This is a genomic window from Vibrio sp. D431a (genome assembly GCF_030248655.1).
Taxonomy (GTDB): domain Bacteria; phylum Pseudomonadota; class Gammaproteobacteria; order Enterobacterales; family Vibrionaceae; genus Vibrio; species Vibrio alginolyticus.
Genome location: NZ_JAHGAP010000015.1, coordinates 1 through 18,861, shown reverse-complemented (window position 1 = coordinate 18,861; position 18,861 = coordinate 1). Strand labels below are relative to the sequence as shown.

The following is an 18,861-nucleotide window of genomic DNA, read 5'->3' as shown; positions in this document are numbered from 1 at the left end:
GTCTTAATGGGCGTGAGAATGAGAGGAAGAGTCTGACAGAACGATTTGTTTCCACCCGAAATCGTGGCGTTTAGCTAGATCGCTTAGTCCCTCCACATTTAACGAACGGCTAGAATCATTAAACCAAATATCAGCTTGAGAACTGCGGCTATCCAACAGCATGGAAGCAGAGCCTTGGGCACTGGTCTTCACGCCAATGTAGACACCGTCATCAATTCGTTGCCACTGATGAGAACCTTTACGCTTCCAGTTTTGGTCTTTCACGAATGGAGCAATCCAAAGCGCCTCCATATCAGAGATCTCAGGCCAAGTTCCGGTATCTAACTGCAAATCACGAATCTCTTCATGAGCGAGCTTAAGTTCAGCGATCAACCCCAACTCATTTTGATGTAAATCCGTGATTAACACTTGATGAGACTGCATGTCTGGCTTTTCAGTCGCGACCTGATGGTAGGGCATAAGTATGGCTGCTGAACTGAGAATCGCTGCGATTGTCAGTGCGACCCACTTTCCTTCTCGGTTACCATCATCAGGGCGAACTTTCTGAACGCTCATTTCTCTTTCAGCTCAACGATATCCACTTCCACCGGGCTTTCATGTCCGGCATCAAATACCAAATAGAAATCTGTTTCAGGGTGAGTAAATTCTGCGATGGAACGCTTATCTGTTTTTTCTTTGGCGATCAGATTGTCGTCGTAATCGTACATTTCGACATCGTAGTCGACCGCTGTCGATCCATCCGAGTAGCCCGCTTCACAAATCACTTTATCTTGCGCCAAGTGACAGCTCATCAGAGGAAAATGTGCAGCAGCGTGAAAGGACGAAAATCCAGAAAAAAGCAAAACCGCTTTTAGAAGAGAAGTGTTATTCATGATAATTCCAAAATGGCCCAGCAATTGCTGAGCCTAATTCGATTAGTTAAGTTGAGTTTCAAACGTAAGGTGAACATTGGCACTCGCTTTATCCGCCAATGGATTATCTTTCAATTCACCTTTGTAGTTCGCTTTCATTAAGTAGCGCCCGGCGACTTCTGGCGTGAAGATCACTTTGCCATCTTTATCGCTCACCACATCGATTTGTTCTTGATGGTTTCGGTACATAGTACCTTCACGTGTAATCTCAGCAGTAACGCCCTCTTGTGGCTCTCCGTTAAAGAAAAACTGGAAAGTCACAGGCTCACCTTCAATGATGTCCGATGGATGCGTGATCGGTTTCATCTCCAGCATTTTGCCTTCAATCTCCAACGCTTTGTCCGTTGGCATACCAACCGTAATGTAGCTTTCTGCTCGGGTGTAACTTAGTTGAGTAACCACATCACGCGCTTGCTCGGGAAGCACATCACCACGCTCAGCTTTGCTTGCTCGCGCCCATTTCACCGTATCACGACGGCCCGCTTTGTATTGTGTGTAGTAGCTCGGCTGATTATTAATCGCAACTTTGTGCGTGCCTTCTTCTGTAAAAAAGAAATCAAACATAGAGCGACGCTTGCCACGAACAACAAAGTTAGGACGCTCAGAGCGGCCATCCGGCATCACCACAAATGCCTGGTCACTACCCGCAGGCTTATCAAAAACAAACGTTCCGTGAGAGGCAGTAACATCAAATGTCAGCCAGTCACCGCCTTCTTTAGAAACCGTAAAGTGAGAGGGCAGAACCCAACGTGGATGTGCTTGTGCGGTGGTGGTTACAGCCAATCCCATTGCCATTACACTCGCCAATGCCACTGCTTTCATTTTGGTTTTCATTGTTGTGTCCTTTAATCACTTAACTTGATAATTGACGGTGATGACACCCGTCTCTTGTGTTGGTTTAAGCTCATAGCGTACGTCACTGTCCGCTAGCGTTATTTTTTGACGTAAGTAGTTTCGCCCACCGTGTTCACGAACGACTTCGACGTACAACGTGTAATTTCCTTGTTCCAAACGCTCCCCTGAGTCATTGGTTCCATCCCAGACAAAGCGGTATTGACCAGCAGGACGTGTTGCAGAAGTCACTGCATCAACAAGTTCACGATCATAACGACCCGTTTTTCTCCACCAGCTGCGTAGATCTTTTAACCATTCGTCTTTCCCTACCCATAACTGAATGGTTTTAACCGGTTTACGCTGATCGTTTTCAACCCAAACCGCCACATAAGGGCGTGCATACATTGAGGTATCTATCTTTGGAAGTTCGAGTTCGAAGTCGACCTTCGCGTTATCTGGTAGAGGCGCCGCGGAAAGAGAGAAAGGAGTAAAAGCCGCGATCAAAGCGGCTTTACAAAAGTGATTACGGCGGAAAAATCTTCCTGTGTTCAACATAAGTGTTCTCTAAAAAGCTGTTATGGAACAGCAACAAAATAAATTACGAGCGACAGTAACGTACCAAAGCTCATCCATTGCATTGACGTTCTGAGCGTCTTCTTCTTAGGCAGTAACAAGCACACGCCTGTAAGAACAAAAAACACCATCAAAAGCGCAGTGACGTCGATAAACCACTTCCAAATCCCACCACTGTTGCGTCCTTTATGTAGATCGTTCAGCAGCGCAACAATACCGTAGTGCGTCGTTTCGACGTCTGCTGCACCAGTAGTCATATCAATAAAGACCGTAGCGTTATAACCCGGGCCTTTAAAATCCATAGAAAGCTCTCCGAGTAACAACTCACCTTGCTCAACTTCGGTATACACATCTAGTGCGGAGGGAGTGCCGCGAAGCTCGGTTTCTTTAGTCAAGAAAGCTACCAGTTCTTCACGATTAGGTTGAAAGGTATCTGAATGTGAGAATAGAACTGAGTGCGGAACCGTCAGAGTATGTTGTTGAATGATAGGTTCACTGCGTTCAAACAATTCGGGGCGATTGAGGGTAATACCAGTTACTGCAAAAAACAGCGTAACTAAGAGAAGAGCCATCGAAATATAGATATGTAGGCGGCGAGCCCAAGTTTGAACACCTTTGCTTTTAAGCAACATAGAAACAATCATCACCAATAAATGTGGGGCATAATTTAGGTGATAATCATTCGTATTGGCATTTAATTTACATTGTTTACTTTTTCAATTCAGCTTGGCTTGCACATGTTTTAGCTATTTGGCCCAATGCGAGTTACCGATTGCCTACCCTCTAGATAATAACCCTATCAATTTTAATGACTCAAAATTTAATGATATTTCCAATACTAAAAAGTGGGATAGACTCCACCAAAATGCGCCTTTATGTATATTTAATGAAAAGCTTAAAAGCTATCCATAAACTAGATAAAAAAGGTAAGCTAAGAAGTTAGTGTAGGGTTAGATAGAGAAGATTTTCTGATGCTAGCCAAACGTTATGGTGTAGTTCAGAAGGAAAAATATGAACAAGAATGTTGGAATAATTCTCTTATCACTTTTCTCAAGTGTCACTTTCGCAAGTGAAAAGTTTGAAGCCAGTTTGTTTAACAACGTAAGCCAATCTATCGATAATTATGGTGCTAAGATAAAGCTGTGCGAATCTATGGCAGACCAGAATACACCTGACAAACAAACCCTAGAGTATTCAAAGAAGCATATAGAAGCATTAACTCCTGTTCTGCCGTTTTTAAGCGAGAAAGCTTTTGAGGCTTGTGTATTAAAAGAGAAGCAAGAGCTAGCATATTATCTATTAATAGCAAAAAATAACGCTTCAAGAACCTCAACATTAAAGCTTGTAGAATCGACTGAAAGCCTAACTTTTCATATCGAACCTACATCGAGAGAAAAGTTTGAAACACTGAGCAAGGTACATCAAGAATATATAGAGAAAAGCCCTTTTTTCTCCCGACCATTTGATGCATTAGCTTTTTATGAAAAGCTCATACAATAAATAGCCTTTATGACTTTAGACAAAAAATACCCGAGACTGAGCTCGGGTATTTAATAAAAATGTTCGCTATGAGTTCTGCGTCGATTCTACTTTGCGTAGCTGTGATAGATACTTAACCCAACTCTTTGCCTGATTCGATGGCTTAATCTCATTCGCTCTTTTGGCATTAGCGAGCGCATCGTCAAACCGCTTAAGTTTGTAGTAAGCGCGAGTTTTGATAAGTGCAACATCCGCTTTACGACCTCTGACCTTATCGAGCGCGGCAATGGCATCTTTATAATGGCCTTCTTGCACCAACAGTTGAGAATAGTTCCAGTAATACTGCCTATCTAGCTGAGCTGCAATACGCCAGCTATCAATAGACTCTTCCCACTCTTTTGCCATTTGCCAATACGTTGCTTGCTGAGCTTTTAGCTTACTATTCGAGTTTACATCCTCTAGCTCGTTCATCACCAACGCAGCTCTCTCAGGAATACCTCGTTTCGCGTACAATTGTGCCAGCAGCTTTAAGTCATCTTGGCTAAGTTGTAACGCTTTCAGTTTTGCCAACGCCAAAGAGTCTAGGGCACGTTTGTTGTCATCAACCCGTAGGTATAGAGCAACAAGCTGACGCCACCATTCAATTCGCTCAGGTTCAATCACGATTAAGCGTTTGATGGTCGAGATTGCCGGCTTCCACTTTTTCAGTTCTAGCTCAGCAGAAAGCTTTATCGACAATGCGCCAAGCTTGTCTGGCTGACCAAATTTCTCATAACGAGCCATTGCTGAAAGCACTTTTTGCCACTGACTCAGTTGATAATGAGATTGGGAAATACGCAGCCATAGCTCATGCGCTTTTTGACCTTTAGGAATGTTTTTGCTCAAGGCATAGTAATGAGGTAAAGCCTTAGAAAAACGTTGCTCGTTCAGCAGTATATCAGCCAACATTTTTCGGGTTTGCCATGCTTGCTCATCTTGTAGCAAACCACTATTGACTGCCAACTCAAGTTGCTTAATCGCCGCTTGAGTTTGCTCATTCTGCCAGTAAAAAATACCCAACATTCGAGCGACATAAGCTTGGTCATATCCACGAGAAAGCTCCATAGCTTCAAGAGATGAAATCGCTTCTTTCAGTTTCTCTTCTTGAGCCAAATTATGTGCTCGTTGAACTCTCGCTGCGGTGTATTGGCTTAACTCACTGGCAATGGTTGAGAGTGCACTCAGGCTTAATACCGTACCGATTAAGAATTTTTTCATCATTTGGCTAACTTGAACTCCACTTTAGCGGTTTGTCCGAACTGCTCAATTGACACACCATCCTCAACTTTTGGCTGATACTTCCATTTTTTAAGCGCACGGATTGCTTCCCTTTCAAACATGCGCTCGGGCTCAGCCTCGATCACTTCAATATCTTTTGGTCGTCCAGTTGCATCGATCGTGAAACGCATAATGACATAACCTTCCACTCTACGTTTCAGCGCCTTACTTGGATAGCGAGGATCAACACGATACAACGGCAGTGCTTGCTGGTTGCCCATTGTTCCCTTCAAGTTTGGTGCACTAATCGCGATGCCTTCAAGGGCAGTGTTTAAACCTAAAGCACTGACTGGCGTCATCTGACTCATTGGTTCCATTTGAGTGTCAGCTTGAGACAGATCCATTGGCTCCGGCGCTTGAGGTGGTTCTGGTTGCTCCGGCACTGAACGTTGACGACGCTGCACGTCTGCTTCATTCTCTACCATCACCATATCAAAACGAACGGCTTCTGAAGCTTCTGGCGCACGCTGGTTGCCTTTATCAACCATCCACGCCATAAAGCTAAACAAGCTCACAGAAATTAACAGTGATGCTGGTAGTGCAAGTAACAGCCTGCCCATTAAGGTTTCTCCGCCGCCAATGCAATGTTCTTCACACCTGCCGCCTTTGCAGCGTCCATCACTTTCACGACAGTGCCATTGTAAGCATGCTCGTCAGCTTGGATAACTAACGAAGCATCAGGCTGATCAAGTAACAGGTGCTCAATAGAGGCCTCAACACGCTCAATATCAACCACTCGTTTGTCGATGTACACATCATTCGCTGCCGTTACTGCGATAAAAATGCCCGCGTCTTTTTGGCTTACTACATTAGAAGCCTGAGGGCGATTCACTTCTACACCGGATTCACGTACAAACGAACTGGTCACAATGAAGAAGATCAACATGATGAAGACGATATCAAGCATCGAGGTTAAATCGACTTGAGCTTCATCTTGTTGGTTAGGTCTGCGTCCGAGTCTCACTTTTGACTCCTTAAAGATTGTTCTAACTGGATAGCTTTTCGTTCACACACTTTGCTAAGGCGAGCATGAATAAACATGCCCGCAAGCGCTGCTACCATACCTGCCATGGTTGGCAGCGTAGCAAGTGAGATACCAGAAGCCAGCAATTTCGGATTGCTGCTGCCTTGCGATGCCATTACGTCAAACACCGTAATCATGCCTGTCACCGTCCCTAACAACCCTAGCATTGGGCAAACCGCCACAAGTAGCTTAATAGTCGATAGGTTTTGGCGTAGTTCGATTTGCGCTTTTGCAATCCATCCTTCACGGATTTGATGCGCGTACCAAGAGTGGTGCTCTGATCTTGCGTGCCACTGCTCACAAAGCTGTTTTTTTACCCCAGGGAAAACCGTTGTGAGATAAATAACTCGCTCCATAACCAACAGCCAGCACACCGCCACGACGGCGGCCAGCCACCATAGGATTTGACCACCTTGCTGCATAAAGCTCATCAAGGTTGTGGCCCAATCCTCACTGATCAAACCCAATGTGCTGAGTAGGATCTGCTCCATTACGCTGCGTTCTCCGCTAAGGTGTTAGAGTGACTTTTGTTATTCGGCATATCACGCTCAGCTTGTTCTGCAACTAAACCGATGCCTTGTTTTTCTAAGATACTGCGAATATTTTCTGCTTGAGAGCTCAATACGTTGTGCGCTAATAGCAAAGGCATGGCTGAAACAAGGCCAAGTACGGTAGTCACAAGTGCCATCGAAATGCCACCCGCCATTACTTTCGGATCACCATTACCAAATTGAGTGATGACTTGGAAGGTTTCGATCATACCCGTTACCGTGCCTAGTAGGCCAAGCATAGGAGCTAGAGCAGCAAGAAGCTTAAGCATCGACAACCCTTTTTCTAGGTGGGTTTGCTCATCAACAACGGCTTCCAAAAGACGTAGTTCTAACGCTTCTACGCTGCGATGCTTGTCTTTCTGGTATACCGCTAGCACGCGACCCAAAGGGTTGTCTCCTGGCTGCGCTGGGGTTTTCAGTTGCTTCATGATTTTCTGGCGCGAAATCATCAGTGATGCACCACGTACGAGCGCAATCAATAGGCCGATAGCCAATAAACCAAGGATGATTTTACCGACAACGCCACCCGCATTTAGGCGATCAGCCAAAGTCGGTGAGTTTGCAAGCTGTTCAAGAAGAATGCCACGTGACGGATCAATGACAAGTGCATCAATGTCACCAGAGGAAATAGTATTCGCTGTTGGACCGTTCTCAGGCTGACGAAGATAGTTTACCGCGTCTCCGCGTTGACCATTCCACTTAACGTAGCCAGTCTTATCCAGCAGCGCCATAGAACCAAGACGAACACCATTAACCGTTTGTTCACGACCTTCGCCATTTAGCAGTGTGAAAGAGACGTTTGCCATTTCACCGCTTGCTTTGATTTGTTCTTCCATGCTGCGCCACATCGCCTGAAGTTGGGTCAACGTTGGCAGTGATTTAGCCGCAACAATAGCATCGATATCTTTCTGATATGAGTTTGCATCAACACCGGTTACTGAGCTTTTTAGCTCAGACTCTAGCTCTTTTGCGTTCTGGCGAACGACGCCAAATAACTCACCTAGGCTCCCGGTTTCTAGACGCAACTTTTCTTCTAGCTGTGCCAGTTCTGCTTCATTTTCACCGAAGGTAACACTTAATGAGTCCGCTTCTGCTTGAAGAGCAGCCCGCTCTGCCACCAATTTATTCTTTATAGCCTGTAGCTCTTGCTCTGTTTGCTTAAAACCTGATTCACGCGCGACATTGTGCGATTGCTGTTGACGATTTTCTTGCTGCGCCTTTTGTAACAACGCATCACTAGCAACAGTTGTATGAGGCATTAATGCGGCTGTCGAGATTAATGCAACCGATAACCATTTTTTCATCATTTATTTGCCCTCCGCAGCGGTTAACGACACTGGTAGAGTTAACATGCTCGGCGCGATCTGTTTATTCGCCATAGCGAACGCTTTGTCTAGCTCTGATTTTTGCTCAGAACCCACTTGTTGCCATGCTTGTTGTTGCTGTGACCAGCTCCAAAATGTGTCACCAGATAAGCTACGCGCTACCAAAGACAAACGCCCTAAATAGAGAATGTCCGCCTCCACAGCTTCATTGTCACCCAGGTTAATCTTGCCTTGGTAAACGCCAAGCTTGGTGCCGTAATCCATTTCAATTTGGTACGCTTCTAAAATACGACGAAACTTCTCTGCATCCGCAACGTCTGCACGCGTCATCATGGAATCCAGCTTTGCAATTCGCTCCTCACGTTGCGCTTTGCGTATAGGCTTGTCGTTAGCGACGAGCACTTTTAAGCCCTCAAGCATGTGATACATCAAAGGCACGACACCTTGACGAGTTTGAGCAATCTGCTCAATTTGCTCGTTCAAGCTATCAACTTCTTGATTTTGACTTTCAACAAGGCTTGCAAGATGATCGCGATAAATCTTCAAGTTACCGACTTCCTCTTGCAGCTGCTCAATTTCGGCTTCTAGAGTAAGTGATTTTTCTGCGCTTGCATCAATACGTTTTTGGCTTACCGCCGACGACTGGTTTGTTTTACTCTGCACAGCTTGTGCATCGTTTAAGTTCGCCGCGTGAGCGGGAATCAAAACCGATGATATCAACAGAGCGATACTTGATTTCATTAGATTCATACGAGTTATATTTCTGTGTTCCAAAAACGACCAAAGGGGAAGACTACCCTTCCCCTTTAATAATCAAATTGTTATCAGTACTTGAACTGGATTGTTGCCATGTAGTTGCGGCTTTCTCCAACCACAACCCCACTCGCACCTTTTTGCTCGCCATTCGTGCTACCACCACCTGCGAAGTAGTCGGTATCGAATAAGTTTTCGACATTGAATCGAGCAATAATATCCAAGTTTTCATCGTACTTATGTTTGTATGACACGCCCATATCAACGCGAGCGTAGCCATCTTTCTTGAAGGTGTTCTTTGCATCACCGTAGCGATCACCTTCATAAATCAAACCAAGGTTTAAGTTAGTGTTGTCTTGAACCTTGTAGCTAGACCATAGACTTGCCGAGAACTCTGGCACGTCTACAGGGCGGTTACCTTCATATCTTTCTGCCTTCTTAAGCTCTGCATCCAAATACATTGCAGAAGCGGTTAGCGACAACTCTGGGGTCACAAAACCTTGAGCCATTAACTCAGCGCCTTTGTGAACTTGCTCACCACCTTGCGTTTTCTTGTGTAGGAGATTGCCGCCCGCGTCTTTGCCGCTTTCAACATCCAGCGAGATGTTCTCTAACGTGATATCAAACACAGCACCAGATACAAATAAACGCTGATCAAACAGTTCCCACTTCGTACCGATTTCATAAGAGATACCACGCTCAGCGTCGAGTTTCTCACCTTCATTGATGTAGGTACGACTACCGTTGCTGACTTCACCTTGAGGCATGAAGCTTTCAGAATACTGAACGTAAACCGAGCCATTCGTCGATGGGTGGAAAATGACACCAAATTTTGGAGAAACCTGGTTTTCGGTCAGTTCATCATCACGCTTTTCGTCATAACGAACACCTGCAAGCACTTGCCAGTAATCATTAATCGTCATCATATTTTGCGCGTAGATACCCCAAGTATCGTACTCAGCAGTTGGTGATTTCTTCGAACTACGATAGCTAGGCTTAGGCACCGTTTCTCCTGGCGCAATACTCGCCTCATTATGAAATGCCATAAAGCGATCATAACTGTAATCTAAGTAGTTAGCGCCCACTAACAACGTGTTTTCCGTACCGAACAAAGTAAAGTCCGTCGTCACATCTATATATGCAGTATCAAATACCCAATTATCGGAGCGATCGTTGCCTCGATGCTTAATCGTATTTAACTCTTCATACTGATCAAACTTAGGGTAAGACTCTACATCAAAACGCTTAAAGTCTTGGCGGTTGTAACCTGCTTTTACGTTCACGTTATCCGTGACTTGCGCATTAATATCGACACCGTAGTTTTCTACTTCGTTATCAATTTCAGACCACTGCGCATCCCAAATGTACTTATCACCGCGAACCGCTTTGCCATCAACAATGTATGCGCCAGAGTCCACGCTACCGTCGTCTTTCGTGCGATCGTAATGAGCCGATACCATAAAGTTGTCTGTGATATCGTACTCAACCACTAGGCCAGCTACCGTACGATCTGTTTTAGGCTCAGTGCCATCACCGTACCTGCGCCAAGAGCCGTAGCTTTCTTTGGCAAAAATTGCGCGCGCTCGCAGTGTCTCTGCATCATTTAGCGCGCCACTCACATCAAGCACAGTGCGTGAGTGATCATTCGAACCTAGATCTTGACTCAAACTTGCTTGTGTTTGAGTTGTTGGTTTTTTCGAAACCATGTTTACCAAGCCACCCGGCTCAGATTTACCGTATAGCAGACCTGATGGACCTTTAAGCACTTCAACACGCTCTAAAAGCTCAATTGGCTGACGATAGTGTGACCAATGTTGACGACCATCACGAAGAAAACCGTCTGAACTGCTAAGTTCAAAACCACGTAGAGAGAAACGTTCGCGGTTACGGCTTGTACCACCCGCGCTAACACTTGCATCGTTACGTAGCACTTCACCAAGTGTACTTGCACGCTGCTCATCAATTACCGTTTCATCGATAACCGCTACTTGTCCCGGCGTTTCCAGCTGCGTCATTTCCATGCGCATTGCTGTACTGTTTGTATCTGCCTTGTAGCCGAACTCTCGACCTTCTACAACTACATGTTCGTCTGTTTGAACTTCCGCCACTGCAGGTGTTGCTAACACTGCACCGATCACTAACGCCAAATGGCTCTTAGTAAACATATCCTTTCACTCCGATTATTATTTTTCGGGTCACATACTTGTTGAATGCGATTCCCTCTTAATTATTTCGCGGGTGAATATAAGTGATAAGTATTACCATTTGCATTAAATTTACATTCTTTGCATTTGCAAACTTTTGTAAAGTACTCTCTGATGATGCGCTATAATAATGTGATATTAATCACAAAAATTACGACTTAATCATACTTATTGCTTGAACACTAAAGTAACCCTCAGACCACCTTGCTCACGGTTTTTCGCCGTAACTGCTCCCCCCATAATACGCATGGATTCTTTGACAATCGCAAGACCTAAACCGTAGCCACCAAGCTTTTTATCTCTAGAAGCATCTAAGCGTGTAAACGGATCAAAAATATCGACCAGCTTGTTATCTGGAATACCAGGCCCATCATCAGATACTGACATAATGGTGAACTGCTGCCCTTCTTTGACATAATTTTCCAGAGAAACTTCTATCTGAGATGCTTGTCCTGAATATTTAATGGCATTACCAATAAGATTGTTCAAACAACGAATGACGAGCGTTTCTTCACAAAAAGCTTTAGCACATACAGCTTCTGAGCGGAAAGACAACGTCTGTTCTGACTTCAAATCTATTTTGCAACGCTCTACTTGCGGGGAGAGCAAAACTTCTAAATCACAGCGTTTCGTGGCTTTGTCGAAGCGCGCATTTTCCAAGCGACTGAACTCCAATATATCGCTGATCAAATGGTTTAGCTCTTTTGCTTCATCTTCTAGCCTTGTCACTAGACTTTGCTCACTTTCTCCAACACGCTTTCGCAAAAGATGCAGAACCAAATTCTGCCTCGCTAACGGCGTTCTCAATTCGTGAGAGACATCTCTTATAAGCAGTCGCTGCTTTTCAGCGAGAGAATGAATCTGTTGCGTCATGTGATCGAAATCTTGCGCTAACTCGTTAAACTCACGCGTGCTCGACTTCAGCTCTTTCACGACACTGACATTAAAATCGCCATTAGATAGCTTTTTGCTTGCTTCTCTCAATCGATCCAATGGTTGCTGTAAGTTACGTGCCATTAGCAGCGAAAAGAGCGCCAAAATAACCACTGCAATCACGACTTTGAGAATAGAGAAATACAGAATGAAGTCATTTGCAGGGTGCAATCGATGTGGCAATTGAATCACTAAAGTATTGCCATGAACTAAAGGAATATTGATGATGGGGCGATTCACTTTCCCCTCAAGTTGATCATCAATGCTTCTCTTAAATTGAAGTTTGAACTCGAAGTGCGGATGCATCAGACGGTGCGTAACTGGTTGCTGATGTTCATTCAACACAAATAAATAAAAGTTTTGCGCATTTGCCCAGTCAGCAAGTTCGTCCATGTCTCCGTGCTCAATCAATACATTGGCTTGATGTGCAAGGTCTAGCATTTCTTCTCTCACACTATCGGGCACTTTCAACATGGCTTTCACCAGAGCTTGTTCCGCTAAGGATTGCACGACCAAAATGCTAATGACAATTGCGGTCATACAACTAAATAACTTGAACGCTAAGCTGTCTTTACGTTTTGCAATAAAAGGTGGACACCGGAGCTTCATTAACGGTTTACAGCCTCTAAATAACTGTAACCTTTGCCACGGAAGGTTTTGATATGTTGCTTGGAAAGCCCCGCTTCAACTAACTTGCGACGTATGTTACTGATGTGCATATCAAGGTTGCGATCAAAAGGACTCAGCTCTTTCTTTAACACTTCGGTTTGAAGCTCTGCTTTTGAAATCACGACTCCTTGGTTTTTTACCAAGTAGCTCAATAGTTCAGCTTCCGTACTTGTGAGGGGTAAGCTATTAAGCTGGTCACTGATCGTTTGAACGGTACTACACATCGTCTGACGCTGACGTTCCAAGCCAACACGACGAAGAATCGCTTTGATGCGCATTAGAAGCTCAGCGACATTAAAGGGCTTTCCGATATACTGATCGGCCCCCGCTTGGTAACCATCAAGCATCGAGTTTTCATCGTTGAGAGCGGTAAGCATTAGGATAGGTGTCGCGAAGCGCTGACAGATCCTACGAGCAACTTGCATACCGTTAAGGTTTGGTAACATGACATCAAGCAATACAAGATCTACAGGCGTTTTTTCCATATATTGCAGCGCACTTTCACCGCAATGTACAGAAGAGACGATGTAGCCCTCCTCTTGCAAAACCGCTTCTAACAGCTCGCACAAAGGAACGTCATCATCGACTATCAAAACTCGTGACATTACCACTCACCATTCAAATAAAAATGGTTCGCATTTTATTACTCATTTACCAATTAAACAACTACACACTCTAAGGCTTTAAGTCCACAGGACTCAGTCCAAGAAGCAGCAACGTACTAATTAGAGTTTAATGTTCACTTGTACTAAAGGCTCCTAACAATATGCACCTAGATATATCTTCATAGAAAAAACGAGTACAATCTGGCAACCGCAAAGCAAAAGATAAAGCGAATGGAAACGTTATTAATTGGTCACCGTGGCGTGGCAGGTTCATACCCTGAGAATACAAAAATAAGCATTCAAGCAGCCATTGACCTGGGATTAACGTGGGTGGAAGTGGATATACAACCTACCAAAGATAATGTTTTAGTGGTTTGCCATGATCATACCGTCAATCGATGCAGCAATGGACAAGGGCGTGTTGATGAGCTCACCCTGGAAGAGTTAAAAGCATTAGATTTCGGTAGTTGGTTTAGCACAGACTTTTCAGGCGAGAAGATCGTGACACTAGATGAACTGCTCACTTTAGCTACTGAGAATAAGCTTAACTTGAATATCGAAGTTAAAGTAGACAACCATCCAGCGGAAGAAGTGGCGCAGACTCTAGCCAATGCGTTAGCAAAAAGTCCAATGCCGCAAGAGAATGTACTCCTATCCAGCTTTAGTCATGACGTCATTAGAGCGATGCACAAATACTGCAGTGGCTACCGATTGGGTGTGTTAAGTGAATTCTTTACGAGAAAAGATAAACGCCTTTTGGAAGAGGTTAGTGCCTATAGCTGCAACCTAAACATTAACTGGGTTCGCACTCGCCAGATAAACAAACTCCAACAAGCCGGTTACAAAGTGATGTGCTATACGGTGAACAATCCAAATAAACTGAAATACCTGCCTCAGTTAGACGGTATTTTTAGTGATCATCCACAGCGCTTTATGCCATAGCCTATAAGAGCCAGAACATTAAAGGGGACCTTTTATTACCACTCAATCTGAATTGGTGTCCCCATCTCGACGAGCTGGATAAATTCGTCCATTTCCTCGTTGGTAATCGCAATACACCCATTAGTCCAATCAAAACTTTGGATGTAAATCGGCAACTGACTCTCACCGTTTTTTAAGCCATGAATTTTGATGTTCCCTCCAGGGGAGACACCTCGGCGCCTCGCTTCCAACGTATCAATCGCATCAGGGTAACTGATATGCACAGAACGATAAAAAGCAGAGTCCTCTATAACATAATCTAGAGTGTACTCGCCCTCCGGCGTGCGATTGTCTCCCTCTTCTTGTTTATGTCCTTGCGGGTTCGCTCCTAAAGCAATTCGGTATTCTTTTAGCACTGCTCCTTGTTCCATCAAATACATTCGACGCTTAGACTTGTCGACTTTAACGAGGTCAACAGCTGCGTGAGTGCCCGAAGCAAACACACAACACAAGAACATAGAGAACCATTTTACTGACATTGTCGTAACGCCTAAGCTAATAAAGTGAACAAGAAAAGAGCGATAATGCTAGTCAGTTAATGCTCGTAAAGCAAACAGTATCTAATGCGGAACCGTAAGATAGCACTCGCTGAAAGGCGTACTTCTTATCGTTATTTGATACAACAAAGTCAAAAAGAAGATTTCTCTATTCATTGCGGCTAAGTTGCATTACTTTATAAGCATATTTATTTATAAAGTCCGTACTTTTTGAGAGGGAACCATGATTAACATTGCTTTTTTTAGTGCAAAATCCTACGACGAAGCCTCTTTTAATAAAATTAAAAATAACCGCGATTTTGAATTTCACTATCACGACTTCCGACTAACCGAAAAAACAGCCAAGATGGCGCACGGCAGTGATGTTGTATGTGCGTTCGTTAATGATGATCTTTCAGCTCCTGTCCTTAAACAGCTTTCTCTGGGCGGGACCAAACTTATTGCTATGCGCTGCGCGGGATTTGATAAAGTTGATCAACAAGCAGCCAAAGAACTAGGTTTACAAGTGGTTCGAGTTCCTGCTTACTCACCAGAAGCAGTGGCAGAGCACACGGTTGGTTTAATGATGTGCCTAAACCGCCGTCTTCACAAGGCCTACCAACGCACACGTGACGCCAACTTCTCGCTAGAGGGTCTTGTTGGCTTTAACTTTTACGGAAAAACTGTTGGTGTTATTGGTACGGGTAAGATTGGTATCGCGACGATGCGTATCTTCAAAGGGCTTGGCATGGAGCTGCTTTGCTACGACCCCTACGAAAACCCATTAGCGCTAGAAATGGGAGCCCGTTACTGTTCGCTTGAAGAAATCTACGCTAATGCGGATGCTATCTCTCTCCATTGTCCAATGAGTGAAGAAAACTATCACTTATTGAACGAAAAAGCCTTCGCGCAAATGAAAGATGGTGTAATGATCATTAACACCAGTCGAGGCGAGTTGCTAGATTCACTAGCGGCGATAGAAGCGTTGAAACAAGGTAAGATTGGTGCGCTTGGCCTAGACGTGTATGACAATGAAAAAGACTTATTCTTCCAAGATAAATCTAACGATGTCATTGTAGATGATGTTTTCCGCCGTTTATCGGCTTGTCATAACGTGCTGTTTACTGGCCACCAAGCATTCTTGACTCACGAAGCACTTAATAATATTGCCTCTGTGACGCTTGATAACGTCGAAGCCTTTTTCTCTGGTAACGTATCGGGCAATGAACTGATTAACTAAAGCCAGACAATCGAGAAGTATAGTAGAGCGTGTGATCTCAGCTATGCTATACTCCTCGACTATTTAAAATTTGAGCCAAATTACCATGAGCATAAAAACTGATATTCAAAAGCTGCACAACCGTTTAGATACATGCCAACGTAAACTTGATGCGGCACGTTCTCGTGGTGATCACGAAATGATTACAAAGTTCACGGATGAAGTAGAACAGCTGACCAAAAAGCTTAACCAGTTAAAGCACAAGCAAAACTATGAGCTGAACAAAGAACGTAAAAGCTTACTTGATATGCCTTTCTCTCGTGAAATCACCAAAGCAGAACAAGCGGACATAGGCAAACTAAAAAAACGCGTACGCGGCTTAGTAATCGTTCACCCATTAACAAAAGTTGGTAAAGAACTTCGCCTTGATGTGATGACAGGCTTTGCGCCAAAAGAGTTTTAAAACTCGCATTAACATTTATGGAGCCTAAGCATTTGCTTGGGCTTTTTATTTTGTACTGCTTCATTAGATTTCATCGAAATATCAATCCATAAGCTATTAAAAAGGCCAGCGACAAAAGCCACTGACCTATTTCGACCAATATCGTCCGCATTACATCTCAACGTTACGACAGTTGCTGCAACTTGTGCTCCACAACGGGATCATTCGGAACCAACTGCTGAGCGACTTCCAAAAGCTGTACCGCATCTTGCGGGTTGTCATACTCATGCTTAAGTGCAATATCAACAAGTGGCTGAATATCGATTTGCGCTTGATGCTCCTTCACATGTTCTTTCTTTTCTTCAATTAGTACATTATGAGCGGTGCTCAGTAAGTTTAAACGATGCTGTGAGCTCGCATTCGCCTTGTTAAGGCACTGATAGTAATCTTCTTTTAAGCGCAGCGTTTTGGTCTGATGACGAAACTGCGCTATATCTATCTTCTGATAACGTATAAAGTCTACGGCCACTTGCTTATAAAAACCGAATTTATTCAAATACGTCGCGTGGGTACCATGTCCCATCCCGAAGACTCTTAAGTGAGTGAGCTCTGGGTAGCGTTTGGCGTGAAGGCGGTCGATTTCATTAGTTGGATCATAAATGATATAGCCTTTTGCATCGCCAAGGTCGAGGTCGTGATACTTTCCTTCCCAATCAAATTGTTGGGCAAGTTCAGTACTTGGCCTATCATCCCATGGCACCAAAACTTTGTTTTTTGTGCTGACCGGGTGAAACATCAATACTTGATCCAACTTTAATAGATTAGAAAAGGCACCAATAGCAAAACCACCGCGGCTAAGTCCATAGCCTAAACGACATTCAAAGGGCTCAAGTAAAGTCGACAGTTGCTCTAGAAAGAAAATCAAATTACGGCTGCGAAACCAGTTACTTTTCCCAAGATGCTGAAATGAAATAATATTTACTTTTTGTTTCTGGGCTAAGCGATAACCCCAAGGCGCAAAGTCTGAGTGTAAGTCCTGTACTTGTAGATTCGTACCAGCAGGGGAAAAGGTGAACAACAACGGTTTATTGCGGTCGACAAACTCATACTTAACAAATACATCATCAAGTAAGTCCTCCCCGGACATCGGTAGCCTGGTTTGCTGTTCTTCACGAGAAAGAGCCAGCCATTCATCCAACCAGTACAGTAACTTCATTAATCCTCCATCTAAATTGCGCCTAGCAATTGTGTTAAAAATCTAGTTTTTAGTGTGTGATCATCTCCCCCTGGTTACAGGGGACTCTGATATCAGTCCTCTTTTAAAACAAAGCGTGAATTTGCTTATTAAATTGGTCAATATCTAAGGTTTGATGGCGAACAAACTCCTGCGCCACCAGATTAAAAAATTCTAATTTATCTAATTGTGTGGATTGAGTGCCGTGTCCCATACCGACGACTTTTAAATGGGTAAGCTCTGGATAACGTTCAGCATGAAGACGATCAATGCGATTGGATGGGTCATAAATAATATAACCTTTGGCATTGCCCAAATCTCGATCATGGTAGCCGCTTTCCCAAGCAAACTGCTGAGCAAGCTCAGTACTCGGCCGATCATCCCAAGGCACTAACGCTTTATTTTTAGTGCTAACAGGATAAAACAACAAAAGATGTTCTAGTTTCAGCAAGTTAGCGAACGCGCCAATTGCAAAGCCACCTCGACTTTGCCCATAACCCAAACGACATTTGAAGGGATGAAGCAACTCAGATAGCTGCTCCAGAAAGAAAATCAAATTCCGACTACGGAACCAATTACTTTGTCCTAAATGTTGAAAGGCAATAATGTTTACTTGTTGTTGTATTCCGAGCTCGTAGCCCCAAGGAGAAAAATCCGGAGTTAAATCTTGTACCTGCACATCAGTACCGGAAGGAGAAAATGTAAACAACAATGGCTTGTTAAGATCGACGAGTTCATACTTCACAAACACATCATCAAGTAAATCGTAGCCAGAGATAGGTAAAGCCATCTCTTGTTCTTGTTGAGTAAGAGCTTGCCATTCATCTAACCAGTAAAGTAGCTTCATTTTTTCTCCAAGTGCATCCGCAGTATTTAGACTGGAACTCTATCAAAATGCGTTTAAGCATCCCACGTTGAGACTTAAGAAAGCTCTATTTGAAGCCCAAATGAGACGTATGGAAATGTCTTCGATTGAAGGTATTACTGCGTAAACTAAACCCAAAGTAGGTACGCAAAAACTTGGAGAAAGAGCTAGAGAAAAATCAATTAGAAGTTTCGATAACAGCGGTTAAAAAACAGCAGATACAAAAAAACCGCTGTAAGAACAGCGGTTTTTTTTAAAAGTGGCGGAGAGATAGGGATTTGAACCCTAGATACGCTATTAACGTATGCCGGTTTTCAAGACCGGTGCTTTCAACCACTCAGCCATCTCTCCACAAATTGTCACTAAAACTTAGTCTTATACTATTGATGCTAATTTTTAGTTTTGCCTTCAGTTATCTCAATTAAAGAGAACTTGAAAGCGATGTTTAAAGCCTGGCGATGTTCTA

General features: G+C 43.8%; 21 protein-coding genes and 1 tRNA gene. 4 read left to right on the top strand and 18 right to left on the bottom strand.

Translation table 11 applies throughout. The features are described 5' to 3' along the window. Positions 1-3 precede the first annotated feature (3 nt). Genes KJB35_RS13090 through KJB35_RS13070 form a run of 5 tightly spaced genes read right to left on the bottom strand, consistent with a single transcriptional unit; the run spans position 4 to position 2,950 of the window. Positions 4-555, bottom strand: a complete 552-nt coding sequence (locus tag KJB35_RS13090) for a DUF6162 family protein (protein ID WP_042523417.1) — start codon at positions 553-555, stop codon at positions 4-6. Further along, positions 552-872: a hypothetical protein gene (locus KJB35_RS13085; protein WP_213907722.1), complete on the bottom strand. Its 321-nt coding sequence runs from the start codon at positions 870-872 to the stop codon at positions 552-554. Before KJB35_RS13085 ends, KJB35_RS13090 begins: the two co-directional genes overlap by 4 nt. 42 nt (positions 873-914) lie before the next feature. After that, positions 915-1,745, bottom strand: a complete 831-nt coding sequence (locus KJB35_RS13080; RefSeq protein WP_025768070.1) for a DUF4198 domain-containing protein — start codon at positions 1,743-1,745, stop codon at positions 915-917. A 15-nt stretch (positions 1,746-1,760) separates the two neighbouring features. Next, positions 1,761-2,300 carry a DUF2271 domain-containing protein gene (locus tag KJB35_RS13075; protein WP_025768071.1) on the bottom strand — a complete coding sequence of 180 codons (540 nt, stop codon included), beginning with the start codon at positions 2,298-2,300 and terminating at the stop codon, positions 1,761-1,763. 20 nt (positions 2,301-2,320) lie between these two features. Then, positions 2,321-2,950: a PepSY-associated TM helix domain-containing protein gene (locus tag KJB35_RS13070; protein ID WP_021035904.1), complete on the bottom strand. Its 630-nt coding sequence runs from the start codon at positions 2,948-2,950 to the stop codon at positions 2,321-2,323. Between the two features lie 379 nt (positions 2,951-3,329). Here KJB35_RS13070 and KJB35_RS13065 point away from each other — a divergent pair, with 379 nt between their 5' ends. Then, positions 3,330-3,818: a hypothetical protein gene (locus KJB35_RS13065; RefSeq protein ID WP_042523421.1), complete on the top strand. Its 489-nt coding sequence runs from the start codon at positions 3,330-3,332 to the stop codon at positions 3,816-3,818. Between the two features lie 66 nt (positions 3,819-3,884). Here KJB35_RS13065 and KJB35_RS13060 read toward each other — a convergent pair whose 3' ends face one another. From KJB35_RS13060 to KJB35_RS13020, 9 genes are all read right to left on the bottom strand, one after another. Beyond that, the gene (locus KJB35_RS13060) at positions 3,885-5,057 is read right to left on the bottom strand and encodes a hypothetical protein (protein ID WP_182039368.1); all 1,173 of its coding nucleotides are present in this window, start codon (positions 5,055-5,057) and stop codon (positions 3,885-3,887) included. Next, entirely contained in the window at positions 5,054-5,674 is a 621-nt protein-coding gene (locus KJB35_RS13055; protein WP_005374256.1) for an energy transducer TonB, read from the bottom strand. The genes KJB35_RS13060 and KJB35_RS13055 overlap by 4 nt, the downstream gene beginning before the upstream one ends. Further along, a complete protein-coding gene (locus KJB35_RS13050) occupies positions 5,674-6,078 on the bottom strand; it encodes a biopolymer transporter ExbD (protein WP_005374257.1) in 405 nt (134 codons plus the stop codon). Before KJB35_RS13050 ends, KJB35_RS13055 begins: the two co-directional genes overlap by 1 nt. Further along, the gene (locus KJB35_RS13045) at positions 6,075-6,629 is read right to left on the bottom strand and encodes a MotA/TolQ/ExbB proton channel family protein (RefSeq protein ID WP_285358423.1); all 555 of its coding nucleotides are present in this window, start codon (positions 6,627-6,629) and stop codon (positions 6,075-6,077) included. The genes KJB35_RS13050 and KJB35_RS13045 overlap by 4 nt, the downstream gene beginning before the upstream one ends. Next, positions 6,629-7,996: a MotA/TolQ/ExbB proton channel family protein gene (locus KJB35_RS13040; RefSeq protein ID WP_182039367.1), complete on the bottom strand. Its 1,368-nt coding sequence runs from the start codon at positions 7,994-7,996 to the stop codon at positions 6,629-6,631. Before KJB35_RS13040 ends, KJB35_RS13045 begins: the two co-directional genes overlap by 1 nt. Then, the gene (locus KJB35_RS13035) at positions 7,997-8,764 is read right to left on the bottom strand and encodes a DUF3450 domain-containing protein (RefSeq protein ID WP_005374260.1); all 768 of its coding nucleotides are present in this window, start codon (positions 8,762-8,764) and stop codon (positions 7,997-7,999) included. It abuts the gene before it with no gap. Between the two features lie 74 nt (positions 8,765-8,838). After that, positions 8,839-10,932, bottom strand: coding sequence for a TonB-dependent siderophore receptor (locus tag KJB35_RS13030; protein ID WP_213871503.1), 2,094 nt, complete (start codon positions 10,930-10,932; stop codon positions 8,839-8,841). Positions 10,933-11,139: 207 nt separating this feature from the next. Continuing rightward, positions 11,140-12,513 carry a sensor histidine kinase gene (locus KJB35_RS13025; RefSeq protein WP_005374264.1) on the bottom strand — a complete coding sequence of 458 codons (1,374 nt, stop codon included), beginning with the start codon at positions 12,511-12,513 and terminating at the stop codon, positions 11,140-11,142. Next, positions 12,513-13,178 carry a response regulator transcription factor gene (locus KJB35_RS13020; protein WP_005386018.1) on the bottom strand — a complete coding sequence of 222 codons (666 nt, stop codon included), beginning with the start codon at positions 13,176-13,178 and terminating at the stop codon, positions 12,513-12,515. Before KJB35_RS13020 ends, KJB35_RS13025 begins: the two co-directional genes overlap by 1 nt. Before the next feature lie 231 nt (positions 13,179-13,409). On the opposite strand from KJB35_RS13020, the gene KJB35_RS13015 reads away from it, so the two are divergent. Next, on the top strand, positions 13,410-14,120 hold the full coding sequence (locus KJB35_RS13015; protein WP_054574481.1) for a glycerophosphodiester phosphodiesterase family protein: 711 nt from the start codon (positions 13,410-13,412) through the stop codon (positions 14,118-14,120). A gap of 35 nt (positions 14,121-14,155) precedes the next feature. Here KJB35_RS13015 and KJB35_RS13010 read toward each other — a convergent pair whose 3' ends face one another. Further along, positions 14,156-14,638 (bottom strand): murein L,D-transpeptidase family protein, encoded by a 483-nt coding sequence (locus KJB35_RS13010; RefSeq protein ID WP_054574480.1) that lies wholly within the window; start codon positions 14,636-14,638, stop codon positions 14,156-14,158. Positions 14,639-14,879: 241 nt separating this feature from the next. On the opposite strand from KJB35_RS13010, the gene KJB35_RS13005 reads away from it, so the two are divergent. Further along, positions 14,880-15,875: a 2-hydroxyacid dehydrogenase gene (locus tag KJB35_RS13005; RefSeq protein ID WP_054574479.1), complete on the top strand. Its 996-nt coding sequence runs from the start codon at positions 14,880-14,882 to the stop codon at positions 15,873-15,875. Positions 15,876-15,960: 85 nt separating this feature from the next. Then, a complete protein-coding gene (locus KJB35_RS13000; RefSeq protein ID WP_005374274.1) occupies positions 15,961-16,317 on the top strand; it encodes a YibL family ribosome-associated protein in 357 nt (118 codons plus the stop codon). Positions 16,318-16,480: 163 nt separating this feature from the next. Here KJB35_RS13000 and KJB35_RS12995 read toward each other — a convergent pair whose 3' ends face one another. The 3 genes from KJB35_RS12995 to KJB35_RS12985 form a co-directional block, all read right to left on the bottom strand. Then, complete coding sequence (locus KJB35_RS12995) at positions 16,481-17,512, bottom strand: hypothetical protein (protein ID WP_005374275.1); 1,032 nt, start codon at positions 17,510-17,512, stop codon at positions 16,481-16,483. A gap of 103 nt (positions 17,513-17,615) precedes the next feature. Then, positions 17,616-18,377 carry a hypothetical protein gene (locus KJB35_RS12990; RefSeq protein ID WP_005374276.1) on the bottom strand — a complete coding sequence of 254 codons (762 nt, stop codon included), beginning with the start codon at positions 18,375-18,377 and terminating at the stop codon, positions 17,616-17,618. 278 nt (positions 18,378-18,655) lie between these two features. Next, positions 18,656-18,746, bottom strand: a tRNA-Ser gene (locus KJB35_RS12985). Positions 18,747-18,861: the final 115 nt, after the last annotated feature.

Coding starts and splice junctions, on each gene's coding strand:
- KJB35_RS13045 (WP_285358423.1), bottom strand. CDS start 6,629: ATGGAGCAGATCCTACTCAGCACATTGGGTTTGATCAGTGAGGATTGG.
- KJB35_RS13035 (WP_005374260.1), bottom strand. CDS start 8,764: ATGAATCTAATGAAATCAAGTATCGCTCTGTTGATATCATCGGTTTTG.
- KJB35_RS13015 (WP_054574481.1), top strand. CDS start 13,410: ATGGAAACGTTATTAATTGGTCACCGTGGCGTGGCAGGTTCATACCCT.
- KJB35_RS13025 (WP_005374264.1), bottom strand. CDS start 12,513: ATGAAGCTCCGGTGTCCACCTTTTATTGCAAAACGTAAAGACAGCTTA.
- KJB35_RS12990 (WP_005374276.1), bottom strand. CDS start 18,377: ATGAAGCTACTTTACTGGTTAGATGAATGGCAAGCTCTTACTCAACAA.
- KJB35_RS13065 (WP_042523421.1), top strand. CDS start 3,330: ATGAACAAGAATGTTGGAATAATTCTCTTATCACTTTTCTCAAGTGTC.
- KJB35_RS13060 (WP_182039368.1), bottom strand. CDS start 5,057: ATGATGAAAAAATTCTTAATCGGTACGGTATTAAGCCTGAGTGCACTC.
- KJB35_RS13040 (WP_182039367.1), bottom strand. CDS start 7,996: ATGATGAAAAAATGGTTATCGGTTGCATTAATCTCGACAGCCGCATTA.
- KJB35_RS13030 (WP_213871503.1), bottom strand. CDS start 10,932: ATGTTTACTAAGAGCCATTTGGCGTTAGTGATCGGTGCAGTGTTAGCA.
- KJB35_RS13090 (WP_042523417.1), bottom strand. CDS start 555: ATGAGCGTTCAGAAAGTTCGCCCTGATGATGGTAACCGAGAAGGAAAG.
- KJB35_RS13005 (WP_054574479.1), top strand. CDS start 14,880: ATGATTAACATTGCTTTTTTTAGTGCAAAATCCTACGACGAAGCCTCT.
- KJB35_RS13080 (WP_025768070.1), bottom strand. CDS start 1,745: ATGAAAACCAAAATGAAAGCAGTGGCATTGGCGAGTGTAATGGCAATG.
- KJB35_RS13010 (WP_054574480.1), bottom strand. CDS start 14,638: ATGTCAGTAAAATGGTTCTCTATGTTCTTGTGTTGTGTGTTTGCTTCG.
- KJB35_RS13085 (WP_213907722.1), bottom strand. CDS start 872: ATGAATAACACTTCTCTTCTAAAAGCGGTTTTGCTTTTTTCTGGATTT.
- KJB35_RS13020 (WP_005386018.1), bottom strand. CDS start 13,178: ATGTCACGAGTTTTGATAGTCGATGATGACGTTCCTTTGTGCGAGCTG.
- KJB35_RS13055 (WP_005374256.1), bottom strand. CDS start 5,674: ATGGGCAGGCTGTTACTTGCACTACCAGCATCACTGTTAATTTCTGTG.
- KJB35_RS13075 (WP_025768071.1), bottom strand. CDS start 2,300: ATGTTGAACACAGGAAGATTTTTCCGCCGTAATCACTTTTGTAAAGCC.
- KJB35_RS13000 (WP_005374274.1), top strand. CDS start 15,961: ATGAGCATAAAAACTGATATTCAAAAGCTGCACAACCGTTTAGATACA.
- KJB35_RS12995 (WP_005374275.1), bottom strand. CDS start 17,512: ATGAAGTTACTGTACTGGTTGGATGAATGGCTGGCTCTTTCTCGTGAA.
- KJB35_RS13070 (WP_021035904.1), bottom strand. CDS start 2,950: ATGTTGCTTAAAAGCAAAGGTGTTCAAACTTGGGCTCGCCGCCTACAT.